Raw genomic sequence first — 21,682 nt, forward strand, 5'->3', positions numbered from 1 at the left:
AGCACGCCCTTCAGCCGAAGAAGTTCCGTACGTGCTCCAGCCCCGCGACCAGTGCGTCGATCTCGGCCGGCGTGGAGTACAGATAGAACGACGCTCGCGTGGTCGCGGGAATTCCGTACCGCAGGCAGACGGGCCGTGCGCAGTGGTGGCCGACGCGGACCGCGATGCCCTGCTCGTCGAGGACCTGGCCCACGTCGTGCGGGTGGATGTCGCCGAGGGTGAAGGAGATGGCCGCCCCGCGGTCCTCGGCCGTGGTCGGGCCGATGATGCGCAGGTCGGGGACGTCCGACAGCCGCTTGACCGCGTACTCGGTGAGCGCGTGCTCGTGCGCGAGGATCTTGTCCATGCCGATCGAGTTCAGGTAGTCGATCGCCGCGCCGAGCCCGACCGCCTGCGCGATCGGCGGGGTGCCCGCCTCGAACTTGTGCGGGGCGGGGGCGTACGTCGACGAGTGCATCGACACCGTCTCGATCATCTCGCCGCCGCCCAGGAACGGAGGCAGGTCCTCCAGCAGTTCCTGGCGGCCCCACAGCACGCCGATGCCGGTCGGGCCGCACATCTTGTGGCCGGTGAAGGCCACGAAGTCGGCCTGCAGGGCCTGCACGTCCAGCGGCATGTGGGGGGCGGCCTGGGAGGCGTCGACGCACACCAGGGCGCCGACCTCCTGGGCGCGGCGCACGATCGCCTCGACCGGGTTGACCGTGCCCAGGATGTTGGAGACCAGCACGAAGGAGACGATCTTCGTCTTCTCGGTGATGATCTCGTCGATGTCGGACAGGTCGAGCCGGCCGTCGTCGGTGAGACCGAACCACTTCAGCTTCGCGCCCGTGCGCTGCGCGAGCAGCTGCCACGGCACGATGTTGGAGTGGTGCTCCATCTCCGTGATGACGATCTCGGTCTCGGAGTCCACGCGGTAGGGCTCGTCGGCCCAGCCCAGCATGTTGGCCACGAGGTTCAGCGACTCCGAGGCGTTCTTGGTGAAGATCACCTCGTCGCGGCTGGGCGCGTTGATGAACTCGGCGACCTTGTCGCGCGCGCCCTCGTACAGTGCCGTGGCCTCCTCGGCGAGGACGTGCACGCCGCGGTGGACGTTGGCGTTGTGCTGCTCGTAGTACTCGTCGAGCACGTCGATGACCTGGCGCGGGGTCTGCGAGGTCGCGGCGTTGTCGAGGTAGACGAGCTTCCTCCCGTCGTGGAGCACTCGGTCCAGGATCGGGAAGTCCTTGCGGATCGCCTCGGTGTCGAGGAGGCCCGGCAGCTGTGTCACGCGGATGCGCCACCCTTCACGTATGCCTCGTAGCCTTCGTTCTCCAGCTTGTCCGCGAGCTCGGGACCGCCGGACTCGACGATGCGGCCGTTGGCGAACACGTGGACGTGGTCGGGCTTGATGTAGCGCAGGATGCGCGTGTAGTGGGTGATCAGCAGGGTGCCGACCTCACCGGTCTCGCGGACCCGGTTGACGCCCTCGGAGACGACGCGCAGGGCGTCGACGTCCAGGCCGGAGTCGGTCTCGTCGAGGATCGCGACCTTCGGCCTGAGCAGCTCCAGCTGGAGGATCTCGTGGCGCTTCTTCTCACCGCCGGAGAAGCCCTCGTTGACGTTGCGCTCGGCGAAGGACGGGTCCATGTTGAGGCGCTCCATGGCCTCCTTGACCTCCTTCACCCAGGTGCGCAGCTTGGGGGCCTCGCCGCGGATGGCGGTGGCGGAGGTGCGCAGGAAGTTGGAGACCGAGACGCCGGGGACCTCGACCGGGTACTGCATGGCGAGGAACAGGCCGGCGCGGGCGCGCTCGTCGACGGACATCTCGATGACGTCCTCGCCGTCGAGGGTGACGGTGCCGCCGGTGATCGTGTACTTGGGGTGACCCGCGAGGGAGTAGGCGAGGGTCGACTTGCCCGAGCCGTTGGGGCCCATGATGGCGTGCGTCTCGCCCTGCTTCACGGTGAGGTCGACGCCCTTGAGGATCTCCTTCGTGGCGTTGTCGGCCTCGACGGTGACGTGCAGGTCTCGGATTTCAAGCGTAGCCATGGGTGCCTCAGGACTCCTGGGTGAGGGAGACGAGCACGTCGTCCCCTTCGATCTTTACGGGGTATACGGGGACGGGGCGCGTCGCCGGGAGGGCGTCGGGCTTGCCGGAGCGGAGGTCGAAGCGCGAGCCGTGCAGCCAGCACTCGATGTGGCAGGCGTCGACCTCGCCTTCCGAGAGGGAGACGTTCGCGTGCGAGCAGATGTCGTGGATCGCGAACACCTCGCCCTCGGTCCGCACGATGGACACGGGCGTGCCGTCGAGTTCCACCCGTTTCGGGGTGTCCTCCTCCAGCTCGCCCAGTCCGCAGGCGCGTACGAAGGTCATGCGACCGACGCCTCCAGCTCCTCCTCGATCCTGGCGATCAGGCGCTCCTCGATGTCCGGGAGGCCGATCTGCTGGACCAGTTCGGCGAAGAAGCCTCGGACCACCAGGCGGCGGGCCTCGTGCTCCGGGATGCCGCGGGCCATCAGGTAGAAGAGCTGCTCGTCGTCGAAGCGGCCGGTGGCGGAGGCGTGGCCGGCGCCGACGATCTCGCCGGTCTCGATCTCCAGGTTGGGGACCGAGTCCACGCGCGCGCCGTCGGTGAGGACCAGGTTGCGGTTCATCTCGTAGGTGTCCGTGCCCTCGGCCGCGGCCTCGATGAGCACGTCGCCGATCCACACCGCGTGCGCGTTGTCGCCCTGCAGCGCGCCCTTGTAGACCACGTTCGACTTGCAGTGCGGGACGTTGTGGTCGACGAAGAGCCGGTGCTCCTGGTGCTGGCCCCGGTCGGTGAAGTACAGGCCGAACATCTCGACCTCGCCGCCGGGACCGGCGTAGTTCACGCGCGGGTGCAGCCGCACCAGGTCGCCGCCGAAGGTCACGACGATCGACTTGAAGGACGCGTCCCGGCCGACGAGGGCGTTGTGCTGGGCGGCGTGCACGGCCTTGTCGTCCCAGTCCTGGACGGAGACGACGGTCAGCTTGGCGCCGTCGCCCAGGAGGTAGTCGACGTTGGCGGCGAGCACCGCGTCACCGGTGTGGTCGATGACCACGACGGCCTCGGCGAAGGCGCCCAGCTCGATCACCTGGTGGCCGTAGGCGACCCCGCCCTGGCCGTGCACCGCGATGCGGATCGGCTCGGTGAGGACGGTCTCCTTCGGCACGGTCACGACCGAGGCCCGCTCGAAGGCGGAGTACGCCTGGGCGGCGACGCGGTCCACCGGGGTGCCCGCCCTGCCGAGCCGCGCGTCGTCGCGGCCGACGGTCTCGACGGTGACGCCCTCGGGGGCCTCGACGGTGACCTTCACGCCCTCGCCGGTGGCGACGGCGGTGCCGTCGTGCAGGCCGCGCAGCCGCTCCAGCGGGGTGAACCGCCACTCCTCCTCGCGGCCGTGCGGGACGGGGAAGTCCGCGACGTCGAAGGAGGGCGGCGCGCTCATGCGCGTGGCGACGGTGGAGTCCGCCTCGGCGGCGACCGCGATCGCACCGGCGGTCGTGGAGCCGACCGGTGGGGGTCCCCCCGCCGTAGCGAAGCCGGAGGTGGGGGAGTTCTGAGCCTCAGCCATGGCTGTCGTAGTGCTCGCTTTCCGTTACGTAAGGGGCTTGACGGGGACGGCGGGGCGGCGCCGGGGCCGCCCCTGGCCGGTGGTTAGCCGACCGCGCCCTCCATCTGCAGCTCGATCAGCCGGTTGAGCTCCAGCGCGTACTCCATGGGCAGCTCCTTGGCGATCGGCTCGACGAAGCCGCGCACGATCATCGCCATCGCCTCGTCCTCGCTCAGGCCGCGGCTCATCAGGTAGAAGAGCTGGTCCTCGGAGACCTTGGAGACGGTCGCCTCGTGGCCCATGGACACGTCGTCCTCGCGGACGTCCACGTAGGGGTAGGTGTCCGAGCGGGAGATGGTGTCGACGAGCAGCGCGTCGCAGAGCACGTTCGACTTCGAGCCCGGGGCGCCCTCGCCGATCTCGATCAGACCGCGGTAGGAGGTGCGGCCGCCGCCGCGCGCCACCGACTTGGAGACGATGTTGGACGACGTGTTCGGCGCCATGTGGACCATCTTGGCGCCCGCGTCCTGGTGCTGGCCCTCGCCCGCGAAGGCGATGGACAGGGTCTCGCCCTTGGCGTGCTCGCCCATCAGGTAGACGGCCGGGTACTTCATCGTCACCTTGGAGCCGATGTTGCCGTCGATCCACTCCATGGTCGCGCCCTCGTAGGCCACGGCGCGCTTGGTGACCAGGTTGTAGACGTTGTTCGACCAGTTCTGGATGGTCGTGTAGCGGCAGCGGGCGTTCTTCTTGACGATGATCTCGACGACCGCGGAGTGCAGCGAGTCCGACTTGTAGATCGGGGCCGTGCAGCCCTCGACGTAGTGCACGTAGGCGCCCTCGTCGACGATGATCAGGGTCCGCTCGAACTGGCCCATGTTCTCCGTGTTGATGCGGAAGTAGGCCTGGAGCGGGATCTCCACGTGCACGCCCGGCGGCACGTAGATGAAGGAACCGCCGGACCACACGGCGGTGTTCAGCGCGGCGAACTTGTTGTCGCCGGCCGGGATGACCGTGCCGAAGTACTCCTTGAAGAGCTCCGGGTGCTCCTTGAGCGCGGTGTCGGTGTCCAGGAAGATGACGCCCTGCTCCTCCAGGTCCTCGCGGATCTGGTGGTAGACGACCTCCGACTCGTACTGGGCGGCGACACCGGCCACGAGGCGCTTCTTCTCGGCCTCGGGGATGCCCAGCTTGTCGTAGGTGTTCTTGATGTCCTCGGGCAGGTCCTCCCAGGACTCCGCCTGCTTCTCCGTGGAGCGTACGAAGTACTTGATGTTGTCGAAGTCGATGCCCGACAGGTCCGAGCCCCAGTTCGGCATGGGCTTCTTCTCGAACAGGCGCAGGCCCTTGAGGCGGAGCTTGGTCATCCACTCCGGCTCGTCCTTCTTCGCGGAGATGTCCCGGACGACGTCCTCGTCCAGGCCGCGACGTGCCGACGCACCGGCCTCGTCCCGGTCGGCCCAGCCGTATTCGTACTTGCCCAGGCCCTCGAGCTCAGGGTGGGCAGTCTCCGTGGGGAGAGTCATGCGGGGTTCCTCCCGGCCGTGCTTGCAGATGCGTTGTGGCTGTAGTGACTGGTCTTGGAAGTCTTGGGCGCCTTCGGAATGAAGGTGGTGCAGACACCGTCGCCGTGTGCGATGGTCGCCAGCCGCTGCACATGTGTACCGAGCAGCTCGGCGAAAAATTCCGTCTCGGCCTCGCACAGCTGCGGAAACTGCTCGGCGACGTGGGCGACCGGGCAGTGGTGCTGGCACAGCTGCTCGCCCGTGTGGGGCTGGGGAGCGCTGCGCGCGGTTGCAGCGTACCCGTCCGCGCTGAGGGCTTTGGCCAGGGCCTCGGTCCGCTGGTCCGGGGCGGCCGCTTCGACCGCCTTCCGGTAGGTCTCGGCCTGGGCGGCGATGCGGGCGCGGGCGAAGGCGGCGACGGCCTCGCCGCCGCCCTCGCGCTCGGCGATCCAGCGCAGCGCGTCGACGGCGAGCTTGTCGTACGACTGGTCGAAGGCGTCCCGCCCGCAGTCGGTCAGGGCGAACACCTTGGCCGGCCGGCCGCGCGTGCGCGTGCCGTAGACCCGGCGTTCGCGGGCCTCGACCACGCCGTCGGCGGCCAGGGCGTCGAGATGGCGGCGCACGGCCGCCTGGGTGAGTCCCAGCCGCTCGGCGAGTTCGGCGACGGTCGACGGGCCGTGGTCCAGGATGGACCGCGCGACCCGGTTGCGGGTGGGCCGCTCCCCGGTCGCGAGCTCCTCGTGGGGGATCCCCGTCGATGGCGCACCGTTTTTCACAACGCCATTGTTGCGTAATTCTTCGGGGCCGGGCAAGCCGCGTCCGGGCCCGCCGACGGTGCGCTGCGTCACTTAGGCATACCTAATCCGACCTGCGGAAACGATCTGCGATCGATCGAAGCGGTGGCATGCCGAAGCCGCTTGCGGGACACTCGCGAACCATGCCCGTACCCCCTCCCACCGGCCCTCTCGTCACCCGGGGCACCCTCGCCGCGCAGCTGCGCGAACTGGGGGTCCGCTCCGGCGAGACCCTCCTCGTGCACTCCTCGCTCAGCTCCCTCGGCTGGGTCTGCGGCGGCGCCGTCGCGGTGGTCCAGGGCCTGCTGGACGTGCTCGCCCCGGACGGCACGCTGGTGGTCCCCACCCAGACCGGCGACCTGTCCGACCCGGCGCTGTGGCGCGACCCGCCGGTGCCCGAGCAGTGGTGGGAGACCGTCCGGGCCGCGATGCCCGCGTACGACCCGCTGATCACCCCCGCGCGCGGGGTCGGCGTGATCCCGGAGACCGTGCGGACCTGGCCGGGCGCCCTGCGCAGCGCGCACCCGCAGACCTCGTTCGCGGCCGTCGGCTCGCGCGCGGCGGAGGTGGTCGAGGGCCACGCCCCCGACTGCCGGCTGGGTGAGCGCAGCCCGCTGGCGAAGCTGGAGGCGATGGGCGCGCGGGTGCTGCTGCTCGGCGCCGGGTACGACGCCTGCACCAGCTTCCACCTCGCCGAGTACCGGATCCCGTCCCCGCTCGTCGAGGTCGGCCGCCCCGGGCCGTACGGCTGGGAGGTGGTGACCGAGGTGTCGGTCACCTCCGAACGGTTCGACGAGCTCGGGCACGACTTCGAACGGGACCGGCCCGTGGTCCGGGGCAGGGTCGGGGCGGCCGACGCGCGGCTGTTCCCGGTGGCGGACGCGGTGGCCTATGCCGAGAGGTGGCTGGCGATGCACCGGCCGCGCACGGAGGAGTTCCTGTACCCGCCCGGCTGAACGCCCGCCCGCCCGCGTACCTAGACTCTGGACTCATGCGAAGTGAGCCCGCCCGTCCGTCCCCCGGCCCCCACCCCGCGGGGAGACGCTTCGCCTCACACCCGCTCATCGAGGTCCGGGCCCTGGTGAAGCGGTACGGCACGAAGACCGCGGTGGACGGGCTCGACCTGGTGGCCCGGGCGGGAGTCACCGCCGTGCTCGGCCCCAACGGGGCGGGCAAGACGACCACGGTCGAGACCTGCGAGGGGTACCGGAGGCCGGACTCCGGCACGGTGCGCGTCCTGGGCCTCGACCCGGTGCGGGACTCGCGCGCGCTGCGGCCCCGCATCGGCGTGATGCTCCAGTCCGGCGGCGTCTACTCGGGCGCGCGGGCCGACGAGATGCTGCGCCACGTGGCGAAGCTGCACGCGCACCCGCTGGACGTGGACGCCCTGATCGAGCGGCTCGGCCTCGGCTCCTGCGGCCGGACGGCGTACCGCCGGCTCTCCGGCGGCCAGCAGCGGCGGCTCGCGCTGGCGATGGCCGTGGTGGGCCGTCCGGAGCTGGTGTTCCTCGACGAGCCGACCGCGGGCCTGGACCCGCAGGCCCGCCGCGCCACCTGGGACCTGGTCCGGGACCTGCGCGCCGACGGCGTCTCCGTGATCCTCACCACCCACCACATGGACGAGGCCGAGCAGCTCGCCGACGACGTGGCGATCATCGACGCGGGCCGGGTCATCGCCCAGGGCTCCCCGGAGGAGCTGTGCCGCGGCGGCGCCGAGAACACGCTGCGGTTCTCCGGCCGGCCCGGCCTGGACGTGGGCTCCCTGCTCAAGGCGCTGCCCGCGGACTGCTCGGCCGCGGAGCCGGCGCCGGGCTCCTACCGGGTCACCGGCAGGATCGACCCGCAGCTGCTCGCGACGGTGACGTCGTGGTGCGCCCAGCACGGGGTGATGCCGGACCGCATCTCGGTGGAACGGCGCACCCTGGAGGACGTCTTTCTGGAGCTGACCGGCAAGGAGCTGCGCTCGTGACCGCCACCGGTACGGGGACCCACACGCCGAGGCCCGGCGCCGCGCCCCTCCCCCGCATGATCGCCGCCCAGGCCGCCCTGGAGACGCGGATGCTGCTGCGCAACGGCGAGCAGCTGCTGCTGACGGTGATCATCCCGACGCTGCTGCTCGTGCTGTTCAGCTCGGTGGACATCGTCGACACCGGCGCGGGCGAGGCCGTCGACTTCCTCGCCCCCGGCGTCCTCGCCCTCGCGGTGATGTCCACGGCGTTCACGGGGCAGGCCATCGCGACCGGATTCGAGCGGCGGTACGGGGTGCTGAAGCGGCTGGCGGCCTCGCCGCTGCCCCGCTGGGGCCTGATGACCGCGAAGACGCTGTCCGTGCTGGTCACCGAGGTGCTCCAAGTGGCGCTGCTGACGGTGATCGCCTTCGCGCTCGGCTGGTCGCCGCGCGGCGGCCCCCTCCCCGTGCTCCTGCTGCTGCTCCTGGGCACGGCGGCCTTCTCCGGCCTCGGCCTGCTGATGGCGGGCACCCTGAAGGCGGAGGCGACGCTGGCCGCGGCCAACCTGGTCTTCCTGCTGCTGCTCGTCGGCGGCGGCGTGATCGTGCCGCTGGAGAAGTTCCCGGACGCGGTGCAGAGCGTGCTGGGCCTGCTGCCCGTCTCCGCGCTCTCCGACGGCCTGCGGGACGTGCTCCAGCACGGGGCGGGCATGCCGTGGGGCGACCTGGGGATCCTCGCCGTCTGGGCGGCCGCCGGGCTCGCGGCGGCGGGGAAGTTCTTCCGCTGGGAGTAGGCGGGACCCTCGTGAACGCGTGCACAAGCCGACCCCTACGATGGAACGCGTGTCAAACGTGACCCGCGCCGACGCCGCAGCCGCCGTGCGCAACCCGCTCGCCTTCGTCGCCGCCCGCTGGACCCCCGCCCCCCGGACGGTCCAGCGGGCCGCCCTGTCCGCGCTCGTGATGTCGGTGGTCATCGTGGTCACCGGCGGTGCCGTCCGGCTGACCGGCTCGGGCCTGGGCTGCCCGACCTGGCCCAAGTGCACCGACGACTCGCTCACCGCGACCAGCGAGATGGGCGTCCACGGCTACATCGAGTTCGGCAACCGGCTGCTGACGTACGTGCTGTGCGCCGCCGTCGGCTGGGCGATCATCGCCGCCCGCTCGCGGAAGCCGTACCGCCGCGGCCTGACCCGGCTGGGCTGGGCGCAGTTCTGGATCGTCATGGGCAACGCGGTCCTCGGCGGCATCGTGGTGCTCGTCGGCCTGAACCCCTACACCGTCGCGGCGCACTTCCTGCTCTCCTCGGCGCTCATCGCGGTGGCGACGGTGATGTGGCAGCGCACCAGGGAGGGCGACGCCGCTCCCCGGCCGCTGGTCGGGAAGGCGGTGCAGCAGTTGGTGTGGTGCCTGGTCGCCGCGTCCGTGCTGCTGATCGCGGCCGGCACGGTGGTGACCGGGGCGGGTCCGCACGCGGGGGACTCCAGCGAGGTCGCGCGGATGCCGCTGGACTGGGAGACGGTCAGCAAGCTGCACGCCGTGCTGGCGTGGATCGTGGTGACGCTGACGTTCGCGCTGTGGTTCGTGCTGAAGGCGGTGGACGCGCCGAGGGGGCCGCTGGGCCGGACGCGTGAGCTGTTCGTGATCCTGCTGCTCCAGGGCGCCGTGGGGTACGTGCAGTACTTCACCGAGCTGCCCGAGATGCTGGTCGGTGCGCACATGTTCGGCTCGTGCGTGATGTGGATCTGGGTGCTGCGGGTGCTGCTGTCGCTGCGCGAGCGCCCGGAGGACACGCCCGCGGCGCTGCCGGCCCGGGAGCCCGACAGCGCCGGCGTGCCGGTGGCCGGCCCCCGATAGCCGGACCGGCCCTTCCGGGCGGCCGGAACCCCTCCGGCCGTCCCGGCGAACGGATGCGCCCGTGCCGCCGCGGCCCGACGGCGCCGCCCTCGCCACCGCCGGCCCCTTGCTCGGCGTGTCCCGGCTCGGGTTCCCGGGGCAGCTCCTCGGGGCGGACCTCACGGTGGCGCTGCCCGGCTGAGCGGCCCGGCTCGGTCCAGTCCGTACACCCGCGTCGCGTTCCCCGAGGCGATCATGCCCGCCACCCGCTGCGCGTCCCCCGGCGACCACGCCCCCTCGGCGACCCAGGTGCCCAGCACGCGCGCGAGGGACTCGCGGAACAGGCGGGCGCCCACCACGTGCAGTTCGGGCAGGCCCCGGGCGCCGCTGGAGAAGAGGATCTTGCCGAAGGGGGCCAGTTCCAGGATCTCCGCGAGGACGGTCGCGGCGCGGGCTCCGGTGCGGACCAGGGCGGCGCCCGAGTCGGCGTACACGTGCGGGAAGACGCCGGCGAGGTGGGCGGCGTGCCGGTGGTACGGGTAGCCGTGCAGCAGCACGAGGTCGGTGCCGAGCCCGGCGGTGGCCCGTACGAAGTCCGTCAGCAGCACCGGGTCCGTGCGGTCGATGCGCAGGCCCGGCTCCCCCAGCCCGGCGTGCAGCTGCAGCGGCAGCCCCGAGGCGACCGCGCTCCACAGCAGGTGCCTGAGCAGCACCGGGTCGCTCAGCTCCCCGCCGACCTCCCGTCCGGCCAGCCACCGCCCGGCCGCGCCGCGCACCTCGCCGGGCCCCGGCGGCTCGGGGGCGAGGGCCAGCCCGTGCCGTACGCCCGCCACGGAGGTGAAGGCCACGGCGTGCGCGGCGGCGCCGTGCACCGCCTCGGCGAGATTGGCGAGAAACGCCTCCACGGTCCCGGAGGTGTCGGCGACCTGCTCCGCCAGCAGCTCCAGGCGCACGATCTCGTGGGCCTCGGCGGCCCCGGCGGACGCCATCTCGGCGGGGCCGGTCAGATCGCCCGGCAGGCCGGTGTCGACCAGATAGGTCGTGATGCCGCTGCCCCGCAGCAGCCGGCGGCCCGCCTCCAGGACGCCCAGCTCCCGGCGCCGGGCCAGGTAGCGGGCGGGCGGGCAGTGCGGTTCCAGGCCGAGCAGCGGCGGGCACCAGCGGCGTACCGCGAAGCCGGTCTGCGTGTCGAACAGGGTGGTGCCCGGCGCGGGCGGCCCCTCGGTGCGGGCCAGCTGGGCCTCGAAGGTGCCCAGGCCCAGCTCCGTTCTCAGCACGCCGTGGCAGTACTGGTCCACGAGGGACGGCGTCTCGATCATCCGGGCTCCCCGTGACTGGACCGTGCGCTCCTCGGCCGGGCCGTCGCCGGCCCGTGCTCCTACGGTCCTAACGGGTGAACCGGGTCTCAGGTGTTGCTCTTCCCGCCCACCTGGATCCCGGCCATGCGCGACCACTCGTACGGGCCCGTCCTGACCTTCGCCGCGAACTCGCCGTCGAACGCCTCGTGGGCGGTGATCCCCGCCTTCTCCACCGCCTTCCGGGCGATCGCGTACGTCGGCGCGACCAGGTCGCCCCAGCCGCCGTCCTCGCCGACGAGCACGATCCGGGCCCCGCGCTGCCCGAGGTAGGCCACCTGGCCCTCGGCCCCGCCGTGCGCCTTGGCGAAGGCGCCGATCCGCTTGGCGAGCCGGGCCGCCGTGCGCTCGGCCTTCGCGTCAACCTGCTGTGTGTCTGCCATGGCCAGGATGCTACCGACGGGTAGCCGGAACGGCGACGGGCGGGGTGCGTGGCCTCGGCCACGCACCCCGCCCGTCGGCGGCGCTCAGCGCAGGAAGGGGTCCACCGCGATCGCCAGGAACAGCACCGACACATAGGTGATGGACCAGTGGAACAGCCGCATCTCCTTGAGCTTGGCGCCCGTCACCTCGGCCCTGGCCCGGTTCTGCAGCGCGTGCGCCTCCCACAGCCACCAGCCGCCCGCGGCCAGGGCGACCGCGGTGTAGAACCAGCCGGTGTAGCCCAGCGGGGTCAGCAGCAGCGACACCGCGACCATCACCCAGCTGTAGATCACGATCTGCCGGGCGACCACCTTGTTGGAGGCGATGACCGGCAGCATCGGCACGCCCACGCGCGCGTAGTCGTCCTTGACCTTCATGGACAGCGGCCAGTAGTGCGGCGGCGTCCAGAAGAAGATGACCATGAAGAGGACGACCGGGGCCCACGACAGCGAGTTCGTGACGGCCGACCAGCCGATCAGCACCGGCATGCAGCCGGCGATGCCGCCCCACACGATGTTCTGCGCCGTGCGGCGCTTGAGGATCATCGTGTAGACGACCACGTAGAACAGCAGCGCGCCGAGGGAGAGCCAGGCCGACAGCCAGTTGACGGTGAGGCCGAACAGCAGCGTCGAGACGACCGCCAGCGTGATGCCGAAGGCGAGGCACTCGCGGGGGCCGACCATGCCGGTGACCAGGGGGCGCTGCGAGGTGCGGTCCATCAGCGCGTCGATGTCGCGGTCGAGGTACATGTTCAGCGCGTTGGCGCCGCCCGCGGACAGGTAGCCGCCGAGGCAGGTGAGCAGCACCAGCGTCAGGTCGGGCACACCCTGCTCGGCGAGGAACATCACCGGGACCGTGGTGATCAGCAGCAGCTCGATGATCCGCGGCTTGGTCAGTGCCACGAACGCCTTGACACGGGCCCCGAACGGCCGGTGACTGGAGCTCCTGCTCTTCCCCAGCACCCCCGCTGGACGGGATTCGACGGCCGTCACGCACACCCCTACAGAGACATCCCAGCAAGCCCGCCCGTGTGAAGTACGGGTAAAGGCTCGCGCGTACCACGCCACTCTAGACGTTGCCCATATCCCCGCCTCCGTGGGGGTGGGGTCGTGTTGGCGGACGTGATCCGACGGGCGCACAGCAGCTCGATCGAGCACCCGGATGAGCGGCCCCGTCTTCACCTGTCACCTGCGGTTCCGGGCGGTCGGCAGGCGCGTCGCGAAGAGTCCCGGCAGTCTGTGACGACACGCAAAAACGCACGTACTTCCGGGGGTAGGCTCGACACGGCCGGCCGACGCACGGACACGCCGGCCGCCGGTGGGCGCCCACGTGCACCGGACTACGACATGTGGAGAGGAGCCCTGACCCAGGGTGAGCACCAAGCCGACCACCACAGACCTCGACTGGACCGAGTTGGACCAGCGTGCCGTCGACACCGCGCGTGTCCTGGCCGCCGATGCCGTACAGAAGGTCGGCAACGGCCATCCGGGTACGGCGATGAGCCTGGCGCCGGCCGCCTACACCCTCTTCCAGAAGGTGATGCGGCACGACCCGGCGGACGCGGACTGGGTCGGACGGGACCGCTTCGTGCTGTCCGCCGGCCACTCGTCGCTGACTCTCTACATCCAGCTGTACCTGGCCGGCTTCGGCCTGGAGCTGGAGGACCTGAAGTCCTTCCGCACCTGGGGCTCCAAGACGCCGGGCCACCCCGAGTACGGGCACACCGTGGGTGTGGAGACCACCACCGGCCCGCTCGGCCAGGGCGTCGCCAACGCCGTCGGCATGGCCATGGCCGCCCGCTACGAGCGCGGCCTGTTCGACCCGGAGGCCGCCCCCGGCGAGTCCCCCTTCGACCACTTCGTCTACTGCATCGCCGGGGACGGCTGCCTGCAGGAGGGCATCTCCGCCGAGGCCTCCTCCCTGGCCGGCCACCAGAAGCTCGGCAACCTGATCCTGCTGTGGGACGACAACCACATCTCGATCGAGGGCGACACCGCCACCGCCGTCTCCGAGGACACCGTCAAGCGGTACGAGGCCTACGGCTGGCACGTGCAGCGCGTGGCGCCGCAGGAGAACGGCGACCTGGACCCGCGGGCGATCTTCGAGGCGATCCAGCGGGCCAAGGAGGTCACGGACCGGCCGTCCTTCATCGCGATGCGCTCGATCATCGCCTGGCCGGCGCCGAACGCGCAGAACACCGAGGCCGCGCACGGCTCGGCGCTGGGCGAGGACGAGGTCGCGGCCACCAAGCGGGTCCTCGGCTTCGACCCGGCCAAGACCTTCGAGGTCGCCGAGGAGGTCATCGCCCACACCCGCAAGGCCCTGGACCGGGGCGAGGCGGCCCGTGCCGTGTGGGAGAAGTCCTTCCAGCAGTGGCGGGACAACAACCCCGAGCGGGCCGCCGAGTACGACCGGGTCAGCAGGGGCGAGCTGCCCGCGGGCTGGGAGGAGAAGATCCCGGTCTTCGAGGCGGGCAAGGCGGTCGCCACCCGTGCCGCGTCCGGCAAGGTGCTCCAGGCGCTCGGCGCGGTGATCCCCGAGCTGTGGGGCGGCTCCGCCGACCTGGCCGGCTCGAACAACACCACCATCGACAAGACGTCGTCGTTCCTCCCGGCGGACAACCCGCTGCCGGAGGCCGACCCGTACGGCCGCACCATCCACTTCGGCATCCGCGAGCACGCGATGGCCGCGGAGATGAACGGCATCGCCCTGCACGGCAACACCCGCGTCTACGGCGGCACCTTCCTGGTGTTCTCCGACTACATGCGCAACGCCGTGCGGCTGTCGGCGCTGATGCACCTGCCGGTGACGTACGTGTGGACGCACGACTCCATCGGCCTGGGCGAGGACGGCCCCACCCACCAGCCCGTCGAGCACCTGGCCGCGCTGCGCGCCATCCCGGGCCTGAACATCGTGCGCCCGGCCGACGCCAACGAGACCGCCATCGCCTGGCGGGAGATCCTCAAGCGCTGGACGAAGGAGTTCGGCAAGGGGCAGCCGCACGGCCTGGCCCTCACCCGGCAGGGCGTGCCGACGTACGAGCCCAACGAGGACGCGGCGCGCGGCGGGTACGTGCTGTTCGAGGCCGAGGGCGGCGAGGCGCAGGTCATCCTCATCGCCACCGGATCCGAGGTGCACGTCGCCGTGGAGGCGCGCGAGCGGCTCCAGGCCGAGGGCGTGCCCACGCGGGTGGTGTCGATGCCGTCCGTGGAGTGGTTCGAGCAGCAGGACCAGGGGTACCGGGACAGCGTCCTGCCGCCGTCGGTGAAGGCCCGAGTCGCGGTGGAAGCCGGGGTCGGACTGACCTGGCACAAGTACGTCGGGGACGCCGGCCGCATCGTTTCCCTGGAGCACTTCGGCGCGTCCGCCGACGGCAAGGTCCTTTTCCGCGAGTTCGGCTTCACTGCGGAGAACGTGGCGGCCGTGGCCCGGGAATCGATCGCCGCAGCACAGCGCTGACGCTCATACACGACACGTAGGAGATGGAATTTCCATGACCGACGCACTGAAGCGCCTCTCCGAGGAAGGCGTCGCGATCTGGCTGGACGACCTGTCGCGCAAGCGGATCACGTCCGGCAACCTCGCTGAGCTGATCGACCAGCAGCACGTCGTGGGCGTCACCACCAACCCGACGATCTTCCAGAAGGCGATCAGCGAGGGCGACGGCTACGACCAGCAGCTGTCCGACCTCGCCGCCCGCCGGGTGACGGTCGAAGAGGCCATCCGCATGATCACCACGGCGGACGTCCGGGACGCCGCCGACATCCTGCGGCCCGTCTTCGACGCCACCGGCGGCCAGGACGGCCGGGTCTCCATCGAGGTGGACCCGCGCCTGGCGCACGACACCAAGGCGACGGTCGCCGAGGCCAAGCAGCTCGCCTGGCTGGTGGACCGCCCCAACACCCTGATCAAGATTCCGGCGACCGAGGCGGGCATCCCGGCCATCGCCGAGGTCATCGGCCTGGGCATCAGCGTCAACGTCACGCTGATCTTCTCCCTGGAGCGCTACCGGAAGGTCATGGACGCGTTCCTGACCGGCCTGGAGAAGGCGAAGGAGCGCGGCCTGGACCTGTCGCAGATCCACTCCGTGGCGTCCTTCTTCGTCTCCCGCGTCGACACCGAGATCGACAAGCGGATCGACGCGCTCGGCACGGACGAGGCCAAGGCCCTGCGCGGCAAGGCCGCGGTCGCCAACGCGCGCCTGGCCTACCAGGCCTACGAGGAGGTGTTCGGCTCCGAGCGCTGGCAGGCGCTGGAGAAGGCCGGCGCCAACAAGCAGCGCCCGCTGTGGGCGTCGACCGGGGTGAAGGACAAGGCGTACAGCGACACGATGTACGTCACCGAGCTGGTCGCGCCGAACACGGTGAACACCATGCCGGAGGCCACGCTGCTGGCCACCGAGGACCACGGCGAGATCACCGGCAACACCGTCGCCGGCACCTACGAGCAGGCCCGTGCCGACCTGGACGCGGTCGAGGCGCTCGGCATCAAGTACGACGACGTGGTGCAGCTGCTGGAGAAGGAGGGCGTCGAGAAGTTCGAGGCGTCCTGGAACGACCTGCTGAAGTCGACCGAGGCGGAGCTCAAGCGCCTCGCCCCCGCGGAGGGCTGAACAGGTGTCGAGCGGCAATCCGCTGCGTGATCCGGCCGACCGGCGGCTTCCGCGGATCGCGGGGCCGTCGGGGCTGGTCATCTTCGGTGTCACGGGTGATCTGTCCCGCAAGAAGCTGATGCCGGCCGTGTACGACCTGGCCAACCGGGGGCTGCTGCCGCCGGGGTTCTCGCTGGTGGGGTTCGCCCGCCGGGAGTGGGCCCATGAGGACTTCGCGCAGGAGGTGCACGACGCGGTCAAGGAGCACGCCCGCACCCCCTTCCGGGAGGAGGTCTGGCAGCAGCTGATCCAGGGCATGCGGTTCGTGCAGGGCACCTTCGACGACGACGCCGCCTTCGAGCGGCTGCGCGCCACGATCGAGGAGCTGGACAAGGCGCAGGGCACCGGCGGCAACTTCGCCTTCTACCTGTCGGTGCCGCCGTCGGCGTTCCCGGTGGTCATCCGGCAGCTGAAGAAGCACCGGCTGGCGGAGCAGCGCGCCGGTTCCTGGCGGCGGGCGGTGATCGAGAAGCCGTTCGGGCACGACCTGGCCTCGGCCGAGGAGCTGAACGCGCTGGTGCACGAGGTGTTCGCGCCGGAGCAGGTGTTCCGCATCGATCACTACCTGGGCAAGGAGACGGTCCAGAACATCCTGGCGCTGCGCTTCGCCAACCAGCTGTTCGAGCCGATCTGGAACCGGTCCTTCGTGGACCATGTGCAGATCACCATGGCCGAGGACATCGGCATCGGCGGCCGGGCGGGCTACTACGACGGCATCGGCGCGGCGCGGGACGTCATCCAGAACCACCTGCTGCAGCTGATGGCGCTCACCGCGATGGAGGAGCCGGCCTCCTTCGACGCCGACGCGCTGGCGGCGGAGAAGACCAAGGTGCTCGGCGCGGTGCGGCTGCCGCGGGACCTGGCCCGGTCCACGGTGCGGGCCCAGTACACGGCCGGCTGGCAGGGCGGGGCGAAGGTGATCGGCTATCTGGAGGAGGAGGGCATCGACCCGAACTCCACCACCGACACCTACGCGGCGATCAAGCTGGAGGTGGACAACCGCCGCTGGGCGGGGGTGCCGTTCTACCTGCGCACCGGCAAGCGGCTGGGCCGCCGGGTGACGGAGATCGCGGTGGTCTTCCAGCGCGCCCCGCACTCGCCGTTCGGCGCCACCGCCACCGAGGAGCTGGGCTCGAACGCGATCGTGATCCGGGTCCAGCCCGACGAGGGGGTCACCGTCCGGTTCGGTTCCAAGGTGCCGGGCACGTCGATGGAGATCCGGGACGTGTCGATGGACTTCGCCTACGGCGAGTCCTTCACCGAGTCCAGCCCGGAGGCGTACGAGCGGCTGATCCTGGACGTGCTGCTGGGCGACGCCAACCTCTTCCCGCGCACCGAGGAGGTGGAGCTGTCCTGGAAGATCCTCGACCCGATCGAGGAGTTCTGGGCCGCCCACGGCACTCCGGCCCGGTATCCGGCCGGGACCTGGGGGCCGGCCGAGGCGGAGGAGATGCTGCGGCGAGACGGACGGAGCTGGCGGCGGCCATGAGGACAGACCTGACCGACACCACGGCCAGCAAGATCAACAAGGCGCTGGTGCAGGGCCGTCGCGCCATCGGCACCCCGGCCGTGGGCATGGTGCTCACCCTCGTCATCGTCACCGACGAGGAGAACGCCTACGACGCCCTCAAGGCCGCCAGCAACGCCGCCCACGAGCACCCCGCCCGCACCCTGGTCGTCGTCAAGCGCGTCTCGCGCTCGCCGCGCGACCGCACGCAGTCCCGGCTGGACGCCGAGGTCCGGGTGGGCGCCGACGCGGGCACCGGCGAGACGGTGATCCTGCGGCTGTACGGCGAGATCGTCGACCACGCCGACTCGGTGGTGCTGCCGCTGCTGCTGCCGGACGCCCCGGTGGTGGTGTGGTGGCCGGTGAACGCGCCGCTCGACCCGGCGAAGGACCCGCTGGGCGCCCTCGCCCAGCGCCGGATCACCGACCTGTACGCCACCGAGGAGCCGATCCGGGAACTGGCCGCGCGGGCGGACGCCTACACGCCCGGCGACACCGACCTGGCCTGGACCCGGATCACGCCGTGGCGCTCGATGCTGGCGGCCGCCCTCGACCAGGTCGACTGCGAGGTCAAGGCCGTCGACGTGGAGGGCGAGGAGTTCAACCCGAGCTGTGAGCTGCTGGCGATGTGGCTCGCGGACCGGCTGGGCGTCCCCGTGACGCGTTCGCTGTCCGGCGGCCCGGGTCTGACGGCGGTCCGCATGGACACCGACTGCGGCTCGATCGTCCTGGACCGCGCGGACGGCTCGCTCGCGAACCTGTCCATCCAGGGCCAGCCGGACCGTGCGGTGGCGCTGAAGCGGCGGGACACGGCCGAGCTGATCGCGGAGGAGCTGCGCCGCCTGGACCCGGACGACACGTACGCGTCGGCACTGCGGTACGGGGTGGACCGGCTGAAGCCGGCGAAGGACCCGGAGCCGGCGCGGCCGGCGGCCAAAGGAGAACCCGCGAGCGGCGGAGAGGGACCGGTCGCGGTCCCCGCTCCCGTCGAGACCGCTGCGAAAGCACCCGCGGCGAAAGCGACGGCGAAGGCGCCGGTGAAGCAGGAGTCCCCCACCCCGGAACCGGTGCGGAAGGCGGCGAAGTGAGTACGGCACCCCAGCTCGTCGTGCACCGCGACAAGGAGCTGATGGCCCAGGCCGCGGCGGCCCGGCTGATCACGAAGATCGTGGACGCGCAGGCCTCCCGGGGCTCGGCGTCCGTGGTCCTCACCGGCGGCCGCAACGGCAACGGGCTGCTCGCCGCGCTGGCCGCCGCGCCGGCCCGGGACGCCGTCGACTGGAGCCGCCTGGACCTGTGGTGGGGCGACGAGCGGTTCCTGCCGGAGGGCGACCCGGAGCGCAACGTCACGCAGGCGCGGCAGGCGCTGCTGGACGCGGTGCCGGTGAACCCCGAGCGCGTGCACGCCATGCCCGCCTCGGACGGCCCGTACGGCGCGGACGTGGAGGCGGCGGCGGCCGCGTACGCCCAGGAGCTGGCGCGGGCGGCGGGACCGGAGAACCACGGCCCCGTCCCGGTGTTCGACGTGCTGATGCTGGGTGTCGGCCCGGACGCGCACGTGGCGTCGCTCTTCCCCGAGCTGCCGGCGGTCCGGGAGACGGAGCGGACGGTGGTGGGCGTGCACGGCGCGCCCAAGCCGCCGCCGACCCGGATCACGCTCACGCTGCCGGCGATCCGCGCGGCCCGCGAGGTGTGGCTGCTGGCGGCCGGCGAGGACAAGGCGCAGGCCGCGGCGATCGCCCTGTCGGGCGCGGGTGAGATCCAGGCTCCGGCGGCGGGCGCGTACGGCCGGGCCCGCACGCTGTGGCTGCTGGACGCGGCGGCGGCCGCGCAGCTGCCGCGGTCGCTGTATCCGCCGGCGTCGCCGTGACGGCGACGGCGCTCCGGTCCCGGTGAGCGGCCGGTGCCCCACGACACGCGTGGGGCACCGGCCGCTTTCGCGTTCCCGGGGCCGTGTCCGCCTCGCGCCGGCCGGTCACGGCCCGGCATCCGGCTCCCGCAGCACCCGGGTGACATGGGCGGCCAGGCCGGCCCGGAGGTCCTCCCGGGTCATGTGCTCGCGGTCGACGAGGTGGTCGACGAGGTCGGCGCGGACGGCCGCGAGCAGCGCGTGCGCGGTGAAGCCGGCGCCGGTCAGGCCGGGGATCTCCGCCAGGACGTCTCGCAGCGTGCGGTGCCACCAGTCGTAGTGGTCCGTTCGGTAGGGGCTGTCGCTTCCGGTCCCCTCCAGCGCCAGTGAGAGGTGCCGGTGGTCGAGCTTGAAGCACAGGAGCGCGTCCAGCAGGGCGTGCACGCGCTCGACGGGCGGGGTGCCGGGGCCGAGGGGAGGGGGGCCGTCGGCGACGGCGCGGCGCAGCGGGTCGAGCCGGGCCTCGCAGAGCGCGAGGATCAGGCCGGTGCGGTCGGTGAAGCCGCGGAAGAGGGTGCCCTTGCCGACGCCGGCGGCGGCCGCGATGTCGGCCATGGTCACGTCCTCGGGGCGGGCGCACTCGGCGAACAGCCGGTCGGCCGCCGCCAGGACGGCTTCGCGGTTGCGCAGGGCGTCCGCGCGGGGCTTGCGCTCGGGCACGGGTTCCTCCGGTGAGACAGGACGGGGACGTGGACGGGCCCCGACGGGCACGGGAAGCGGACCGGCGGTCCGTATCGACTTGATAAGCGGACCTCTGGTCCGTATTCTCTTTTAAGCGGACTCGCGGTCCGCATCCTATCGGAGGAGGAGAACGCCATGACCACGTACGCGCGGACGGCGGCCGACGTCTACCGCCACGGCCTTCGGCTGCTGCTCGACGGGAACATCCCCGCCTGGGTCGACCTGTGGGCCGACGACGGCGTGTTCGAGTTCCCCTTCGCCCCCGAGGGGTGGCCGAAGCGGCTGGAGGGCAAGGCCGCCGTGGGCGCGTACATGCGCCACTACCCCGAGCGCATCGAGCTCCACGAGTTCCCCGAGCTGGAGATCCACCGGACCGAGGACCCGGGGACCATCGTGGTGGAGATGCGGGCCCTGGGGCGCCTGGTGCAGACCGGACAGCCCTACGACATGACCTACATCGCCGTCGTGACGGTCGCGGACGGCCGGATCACCCGCTACCGCGACTACTGGAACCCGCTCGCGATCCCGCGGGACGGCGCGGCCGACTTTGCGGAGGCGGGCCGGTGACCGCCTCCCCCGCCACCCTGGTCATCGGCGCCACCGGCACGACCGGCAGCCGGGTGGCCGCCGGGCTCACCGCACACGGCCACCGGGTCCGGGCCGCGAGCCGGCGCGCCGCTCCCGTCGAGGGCGCCACCGCCGTCCGCTTCGACTGGTACGACCCCGCGACGCACGAGGAGGCCCTGCGGGACGCGGACCGGGTCTACCTCGTCCCGCCCCTCGCCTCCGCCGACCCGGCCGCCGTGATGCTGCCCTTCCTGGAACGGGCCCGGGCGGCCGGAGTGCGCCGGGCCGTGCTGCTCAGCTCCTCGGCGATCCCGGCCGGCGGCCCGGCCGTCGGGCAGGTGCACCAGGCCCTGCCCGGTCTGTTCGACGAGTGGGCGGTGCTGCGGCCGTCGTGGTTCATGCAGAACTTCACCGGCGACCACATGCACGCCCGCAGCATCCGCGAGCAGGGCGTGATCCTGACCGCGGCCGGTGAGGGGCGGGTGGCCTTCGTCGACGCCGACGACATCGCGGCCGTCGCCGTGCACGCGCTGACCGCCGGGCGGAGCCCGGACACCGACCTGGTCGTCACCGGTCCCCGGGCGCTGAGCCACACCGAGGTGGCCGCCGTCCTCAGCGAGGTGACCGGCCGCGCGGTCGTCCACCGGCGGCTGACGTACGAGCAGTTGTGCGATCGCCTGGCGCTGGGCATGCCCCGCGAGTTCGCCACCGTGCTCGCGGACCTGGACCGGGCGATCGCCGCCGGGGCTGAGGACCGGGTCACCGACACCGTGGAGCGTCTGACCGGGCGGCCGCCGCGCGACTTCCGCGCCCACGTGGAGCGGGCCCTGGCGCGGGAAGCCGCCGCCCGGTGACCCGGCGGGCGGCGTCCGCCGGACAGCGGCGCCCGGTGCGTGCTTCCGGCAAGCGGCGCGCAGGGCGTGCGGCGGAGCCGCTCCCGTCCCCGCGCGC

Annotated in this window: 21 protein-coding genes; 11 read left to right on the top strand and 10 right to left on the bottom strand. The window is 72.0% G+C overall.

The genetic code is table 11. From position 1 onward, the window contains the following. Nucleotides 1-10: 10 nt before the first annotated feature. The 6 genes from ABD363_RS07350 to ABD363_RS07375 all read right to left on the bottom strand — a co-directional run bounded on the left by ABD363_RS07350 (nt 11) and on the right by ABD363_RS07375 (nt 5,836). Nucleotides 11-1,267 (bottom strand): cysteine desulfurase, encoded by a 1,257-nt coding sequence (locus ABD363_RS07350; RefSeq protein WP_344600842.1) that lies wholly within the window; start codon nt 1,265-1,267, stop codon nt 11-13. Beyond that, nucleotides 1,264-2,028: a Fe-S cluster assembly ATPase SufC gene (sufC, locus tag ABD363_RS07355; protein ID WP_344600844.1), complete on the bottom strand. Its 765-nt coding sequence runs from the start codon at nt 2,026-2,028 to the stop codon at nt 1,264-1,266. Before sufC ends, ABD363_RS07350 begins: the two co-directional genes overlap by 4 nt. 7 nt (nt 2,029-2,035) lie before the next feature. Then, entirely contained in the window at nt 2,036-2,353 is a 318-nt protein-coding gene (locus tag ABD363_RS07360) for a non-heme iron oxygenase ferredoxin subunit (RefSeq protein WP_344600846.1), read from the bottom strand. Then, entirely contained in the window at nt 2,350-3,576 is a 1,227-nt protein-coding gene (gene sufD / locus ABD363_RS07365; protein ID WP_344600848.1) for a Fe-S cluster assembly protein SufD, read from the bottom strand. The genes ABD363_RS07360 and sufD overlap by 4 nt, the downstream gene beginning before the upstream one ends. 83 nt (nt 3,577-3,659) lie before the next feature. Continuing rightward, entirely contained in the window at nt 3,660-5,081 is a 1,422-nt protein-coding gene (gene sufB, locus ABD363_RS07370) for a Fe-S cluster assembly protein SufB (protein WP_344600850.1), read from the bottom strand. Continuing rightward, nucleotides 5,078-5,836 (bottom strand): helix-turn-helix transcriptional regulator, encoded by a 759-nt coding sequence (locus ABD363_RS07375; RefSeq protein ID WP_344600852.1) that lies wholly within the window; start codon nt 5,834-5,836, stop codon nt 5,078-5,080. Before ABD363_RS07375 ends, sufB begins: the two co-directional genes overlap by 4 nt. Nucleotides 5,837-5,997: 161 nt before the next feature. Here ABD363_RS07375 and ABD363_RS07380 point away from each other — a divergent pair, with 161 nt between their 5' ends. The 4 genes from ABD363_RS07380 to ABD363_RS07395 are packed head-to-tail and all read left to right on the top strand — an operon-like array spanning nt 5,998 to nt 9,659. Then, nucleotides 5,998-6,810: an AAC(3) family N-acetyltransferase gene (locus tag ABD363_RS07380; RefSeq protein WP_344600854.1), complete on the top strand. Its 813-nt coding sequence runs from the start codon at nt 5,998-6,000 to the stop codon at nt 6,808-6,810. Nucleotides 6,811-6,845: 35 nt separating this feature from the next. Next, the gene (locus ABD363_RS07385; protein ID WP_344600856.1) at nt 6,846-7,823 is read left to right on the top strand and encodes an ABC transporter ATP-binding protein; all 978 of its coding nucleotides are present in this window, start codon (nt 6,846-6,848) and stop codon (nt 7,821-7,823) included. A 56-nt stretch (nt 7,824-7,879) separates the two neighbouring features. Next, nucleotides 7,880-8,596, top strand: coding sequence for an ABC transporter permease (locus ABD363_RS07390; protein WP_344601150.1), 717 nt, complete (start codon nt 7,880-7,882; stop codon nt 8,594-8,596). Nucleotides 8,597-8,636: 40 nt separating this feature from the next. Continuing rightward, complete coding sequence (locus ABD363_RS07395; protein WP_344600858.1) at nt 8,637-9,659, top strand: COX15/CtaA family protein; 1,023 nt, start codon at nt 8,637-8,639, stop codon at nt 9,657-9,659. 158 nt (nt 9,660-9,817) lie between these two features. Here the strand turns inward: ABD363_RS07395 and ABD363_RS07400 are convergent, their stop codons facing one another. The 3 genes from ABD363_RS07400 to ABD363_RS07410 form a co-directional block, all read right to left on the bottom strand. Next, on the bottom strand, nt 9,818-10,957 hold the full coding sequence (locus ABD363_RS07400) for an amidohydrolase family protein (protein WP_344600860.1): 1,140 nt from the start codon (nt 10,955-10,957) through the stop codon (nt 9,818-9,820). 86 nt (nt 10,958-11,043) lie between these two features. Then, nucleotides 11,044-11,376 (bottom strand): hypothetical protein, encoded by a 333-nt coding sequence (locus ABD363_RS07405; protein WP_344600862.1) that lies wholly within the window; start codon nt 11,374-11,376, stop codon nt 11,044-11,046. A gap of 84 nt (nt 11,377-11,460) precedes the next feature. After that, nucleotides 11,461-12,414 (bottom strand): heme o synthase, encoded by a 954-nt coding sequence (locus ABD363_RS07410; protein WP_344600864.1) that lies wholly within the window; start codon nt 12,412-12,414, stop codon nt 11,461-11,463. Nucleotides 12,415-12,787: 373 nt separating this feature from the next. On the opposite strand from ABD363_RS07410, the gene tkt reads away from it, so the two are divergent. The 5 genes from tkt to pgl are packed head-to-tail and all read left to right on the top strand — an operon-like array spanning nt 12,788 to nt 19,444. Then, on the top strand, nt 12,788-14,875 hold the full coding sequence (gene tkt, locus ABD363_RS07415) for a transketolase (protein WP_344600866.1): 2,088 nt from the start codon (nt 12,788-12,790) through the stop codon (nt 14,873-14,875). Between the two features lie 34 nt (nt 14,876-14,909). Next, on the top strand, nt 14,910-16,028 hold the full coding sequence (gene tal, locus ABD363_RS07420; protein ID WP_344600868.1) for a transaldolase: 1,119 nt from the start codon (nt 14,910-14,912) through the stop codon (nt 16,026-16,028). 4 nt (nt 16,029-16,032) lie between these two features. After that, nucleotides 16,033-17,556, top strand: a complete 1,524-nt coding sequence (gene zwf / locus ABD363_RS07425; RefSeq protein ID WP_344600870.1) for a glucose-6-phosphate dehydrogenase — start codon at nt 16,033-16,035, stop codon at nt 17,554-17,556. Further along, complete coding sequence (opcA, locus tag ABD363_RS07430) at nt 17,553-18,662, top strand: glucose-6-phosphate dehydrogenase assembly protein OpcA (RefSeq protein ID WP_344600872.1); 1,110 nt, start codon at nt 17,553-17,555, stop codon at nt 18,660-18,662. The genes zwf and opcA overlap by 4 nt, the downstream gene beginning before the upstream one ends. Continuing rightward, on the top strand, nt 18,659-19,444 hold the full coding sequence (gene pgl, locus ABD363_RS07435; RefSeq protein WP_344600874.1) for a 6-phosphogluconolactonase: 786 nt from the start codon (nt 18,659-18,661) through the stop codon (nt 19,442-19,444). Before opcA ends, pgl begins: the two co-directional genes overlap by 4 nt. Nucleotides 19,445-19,549: 105 nt before the next feature. On the opposite strand, the gene ABD363_RS07440 is transcribed toward pgl, so the two are convergent. After that, nucleotides 19,550-20,143, bottom strand: coding sequence for a TetR/AcrR family transcriptional regulator (locus tag ABD363_RS07440; RefSeq protein ID WP_344600876.1), 594 nt, complete (start codon nt 20,141-20,143; stop codon nt 19,550-19,552). A gap of 156 nt (nt 20,144-20,299) precedes the next feature. Here ABD363_RS07440 and ABD363_RS07445 point away from each other — a divergent pair, with 156 nt between their 5' ends. After that, a complete protein-coding gene (locus tag ABD363_RS07445) occupies nt 20,300-20,731 on the top strand; it encodes a nuclear transport factor 2 family protein (RefSeq protein WP_344600878.1) in 432 nt (143 codons plus the stop codon). Next, entirely contained in the window at nt 20,728-21,585 is an 858-nt protein-coding gene (locus ABD363_RS07450; protein ID WP_344600880.1) for an NmrA family NAD(P)-binding protein, read from the top strand. Before ABD363_RS07445 ends, ABD363_RS07450 begins: the two co-directional genes overlap by 4 nt. Nucleotides 21,586-21,682 lie beyond the last annotated feature (97 nt).

The sequence above is a fragment of the Streptomyces glaucus genome (assembly GCF_039533365.1).
Classification (GTDB): domain Bacteria; phylum Actinomycetota; class Actinomycetes; order Streptomycetales; family Streptomycetaceae; genus Streptomyces; species Streptomyces glaucus.

Coding starts and splice junctions, on each gene's coding strand:
- sufC (WP_344600844.1), bottom strand. CDS start 2,028: ATGGCTACGCTTGAAATCCGAGACCTGCACGTCACCGTCGAGGCCGAC.
- ABD363_RS07360 (WP_344600846.1), bottom strand. CDS start 2,353: ATGACCTTCGTACGCGCCTGCGGACTGGGCGAGCTGGAGGAGGACACC.
- sufD (WP_344600848.1), bottom strand. CDS start 3,576: ATGGCTGAGGCTCAGAACTCCCCCACCTCCGGCTTCGCTACGGCGGGG.
- sufB (WP_344600850.1), bottom strand. CDS start 5,081: ATGACTCTCCCCACGGAGACTGCCCACCCTGAGCTCGAGGGCCTGGGC.
- ABD363_RS07380 (WP_344600854.1), top strand. CDS start 5,998: ATGCCCGTACCCCCTCCCACCGGCCCTCTCGTCACCCGGGGCACCCTC.
- ABD363_RS07385 (WP_344600856.1), top strand. CDS start 6,846: ATGCGAAGTGAGCCCGCCCGTCCGTCCCCCGGCCCCCACCCCGCGGGG.
- ABD363_RS07390 (WP_344601150.1), top strand. CDS start 7,880: ATGATCGCCGCCCAGGCCGCCCTGGAGACGCGGATGCTGCTGCGCAAC.
- ABD363_RS07395 (WP_344600858.1), top strand. CDS start 8,637: ATGGAACGCGTGTCAAACGTGACCCGCGCCGACGCCGCAGCCGCCGTG.
- ABD363_RS07400 (WP_344600860.1), bottom strand. CDS start 10,957: ATGATCGAGACGCCGTCCCTCGTGGACCAGTACTGCCACGGCGTGCTG.
- ABD363_RS07405 (WP_344600862.1), bottom strand. CDS start 11,376: ATGGCAGACACACAGCAGGTTGACGCGAAGGCCGAGCGCACGGCGGCC.
- tal (WP_344600868.1), top strand. CDS start 14,910: ATGACCGACGCACTGAAGCGCCTCTCCGAGGAAGGCGTCGCGATCTGG.
- opcA (WP_344600872.1), top strand. CDS start 17,553: ATGAGGACAGACCTGACCGACACCACGGCCAGCAAGATCAACAAGGCG.
- ABD363_RS07445 (WP_344600878.1), top strand. CDS start 20,300: ATGACCACGTACGCGCGGACGGCGGCCGACGTCTACCGCCACGGCCTT.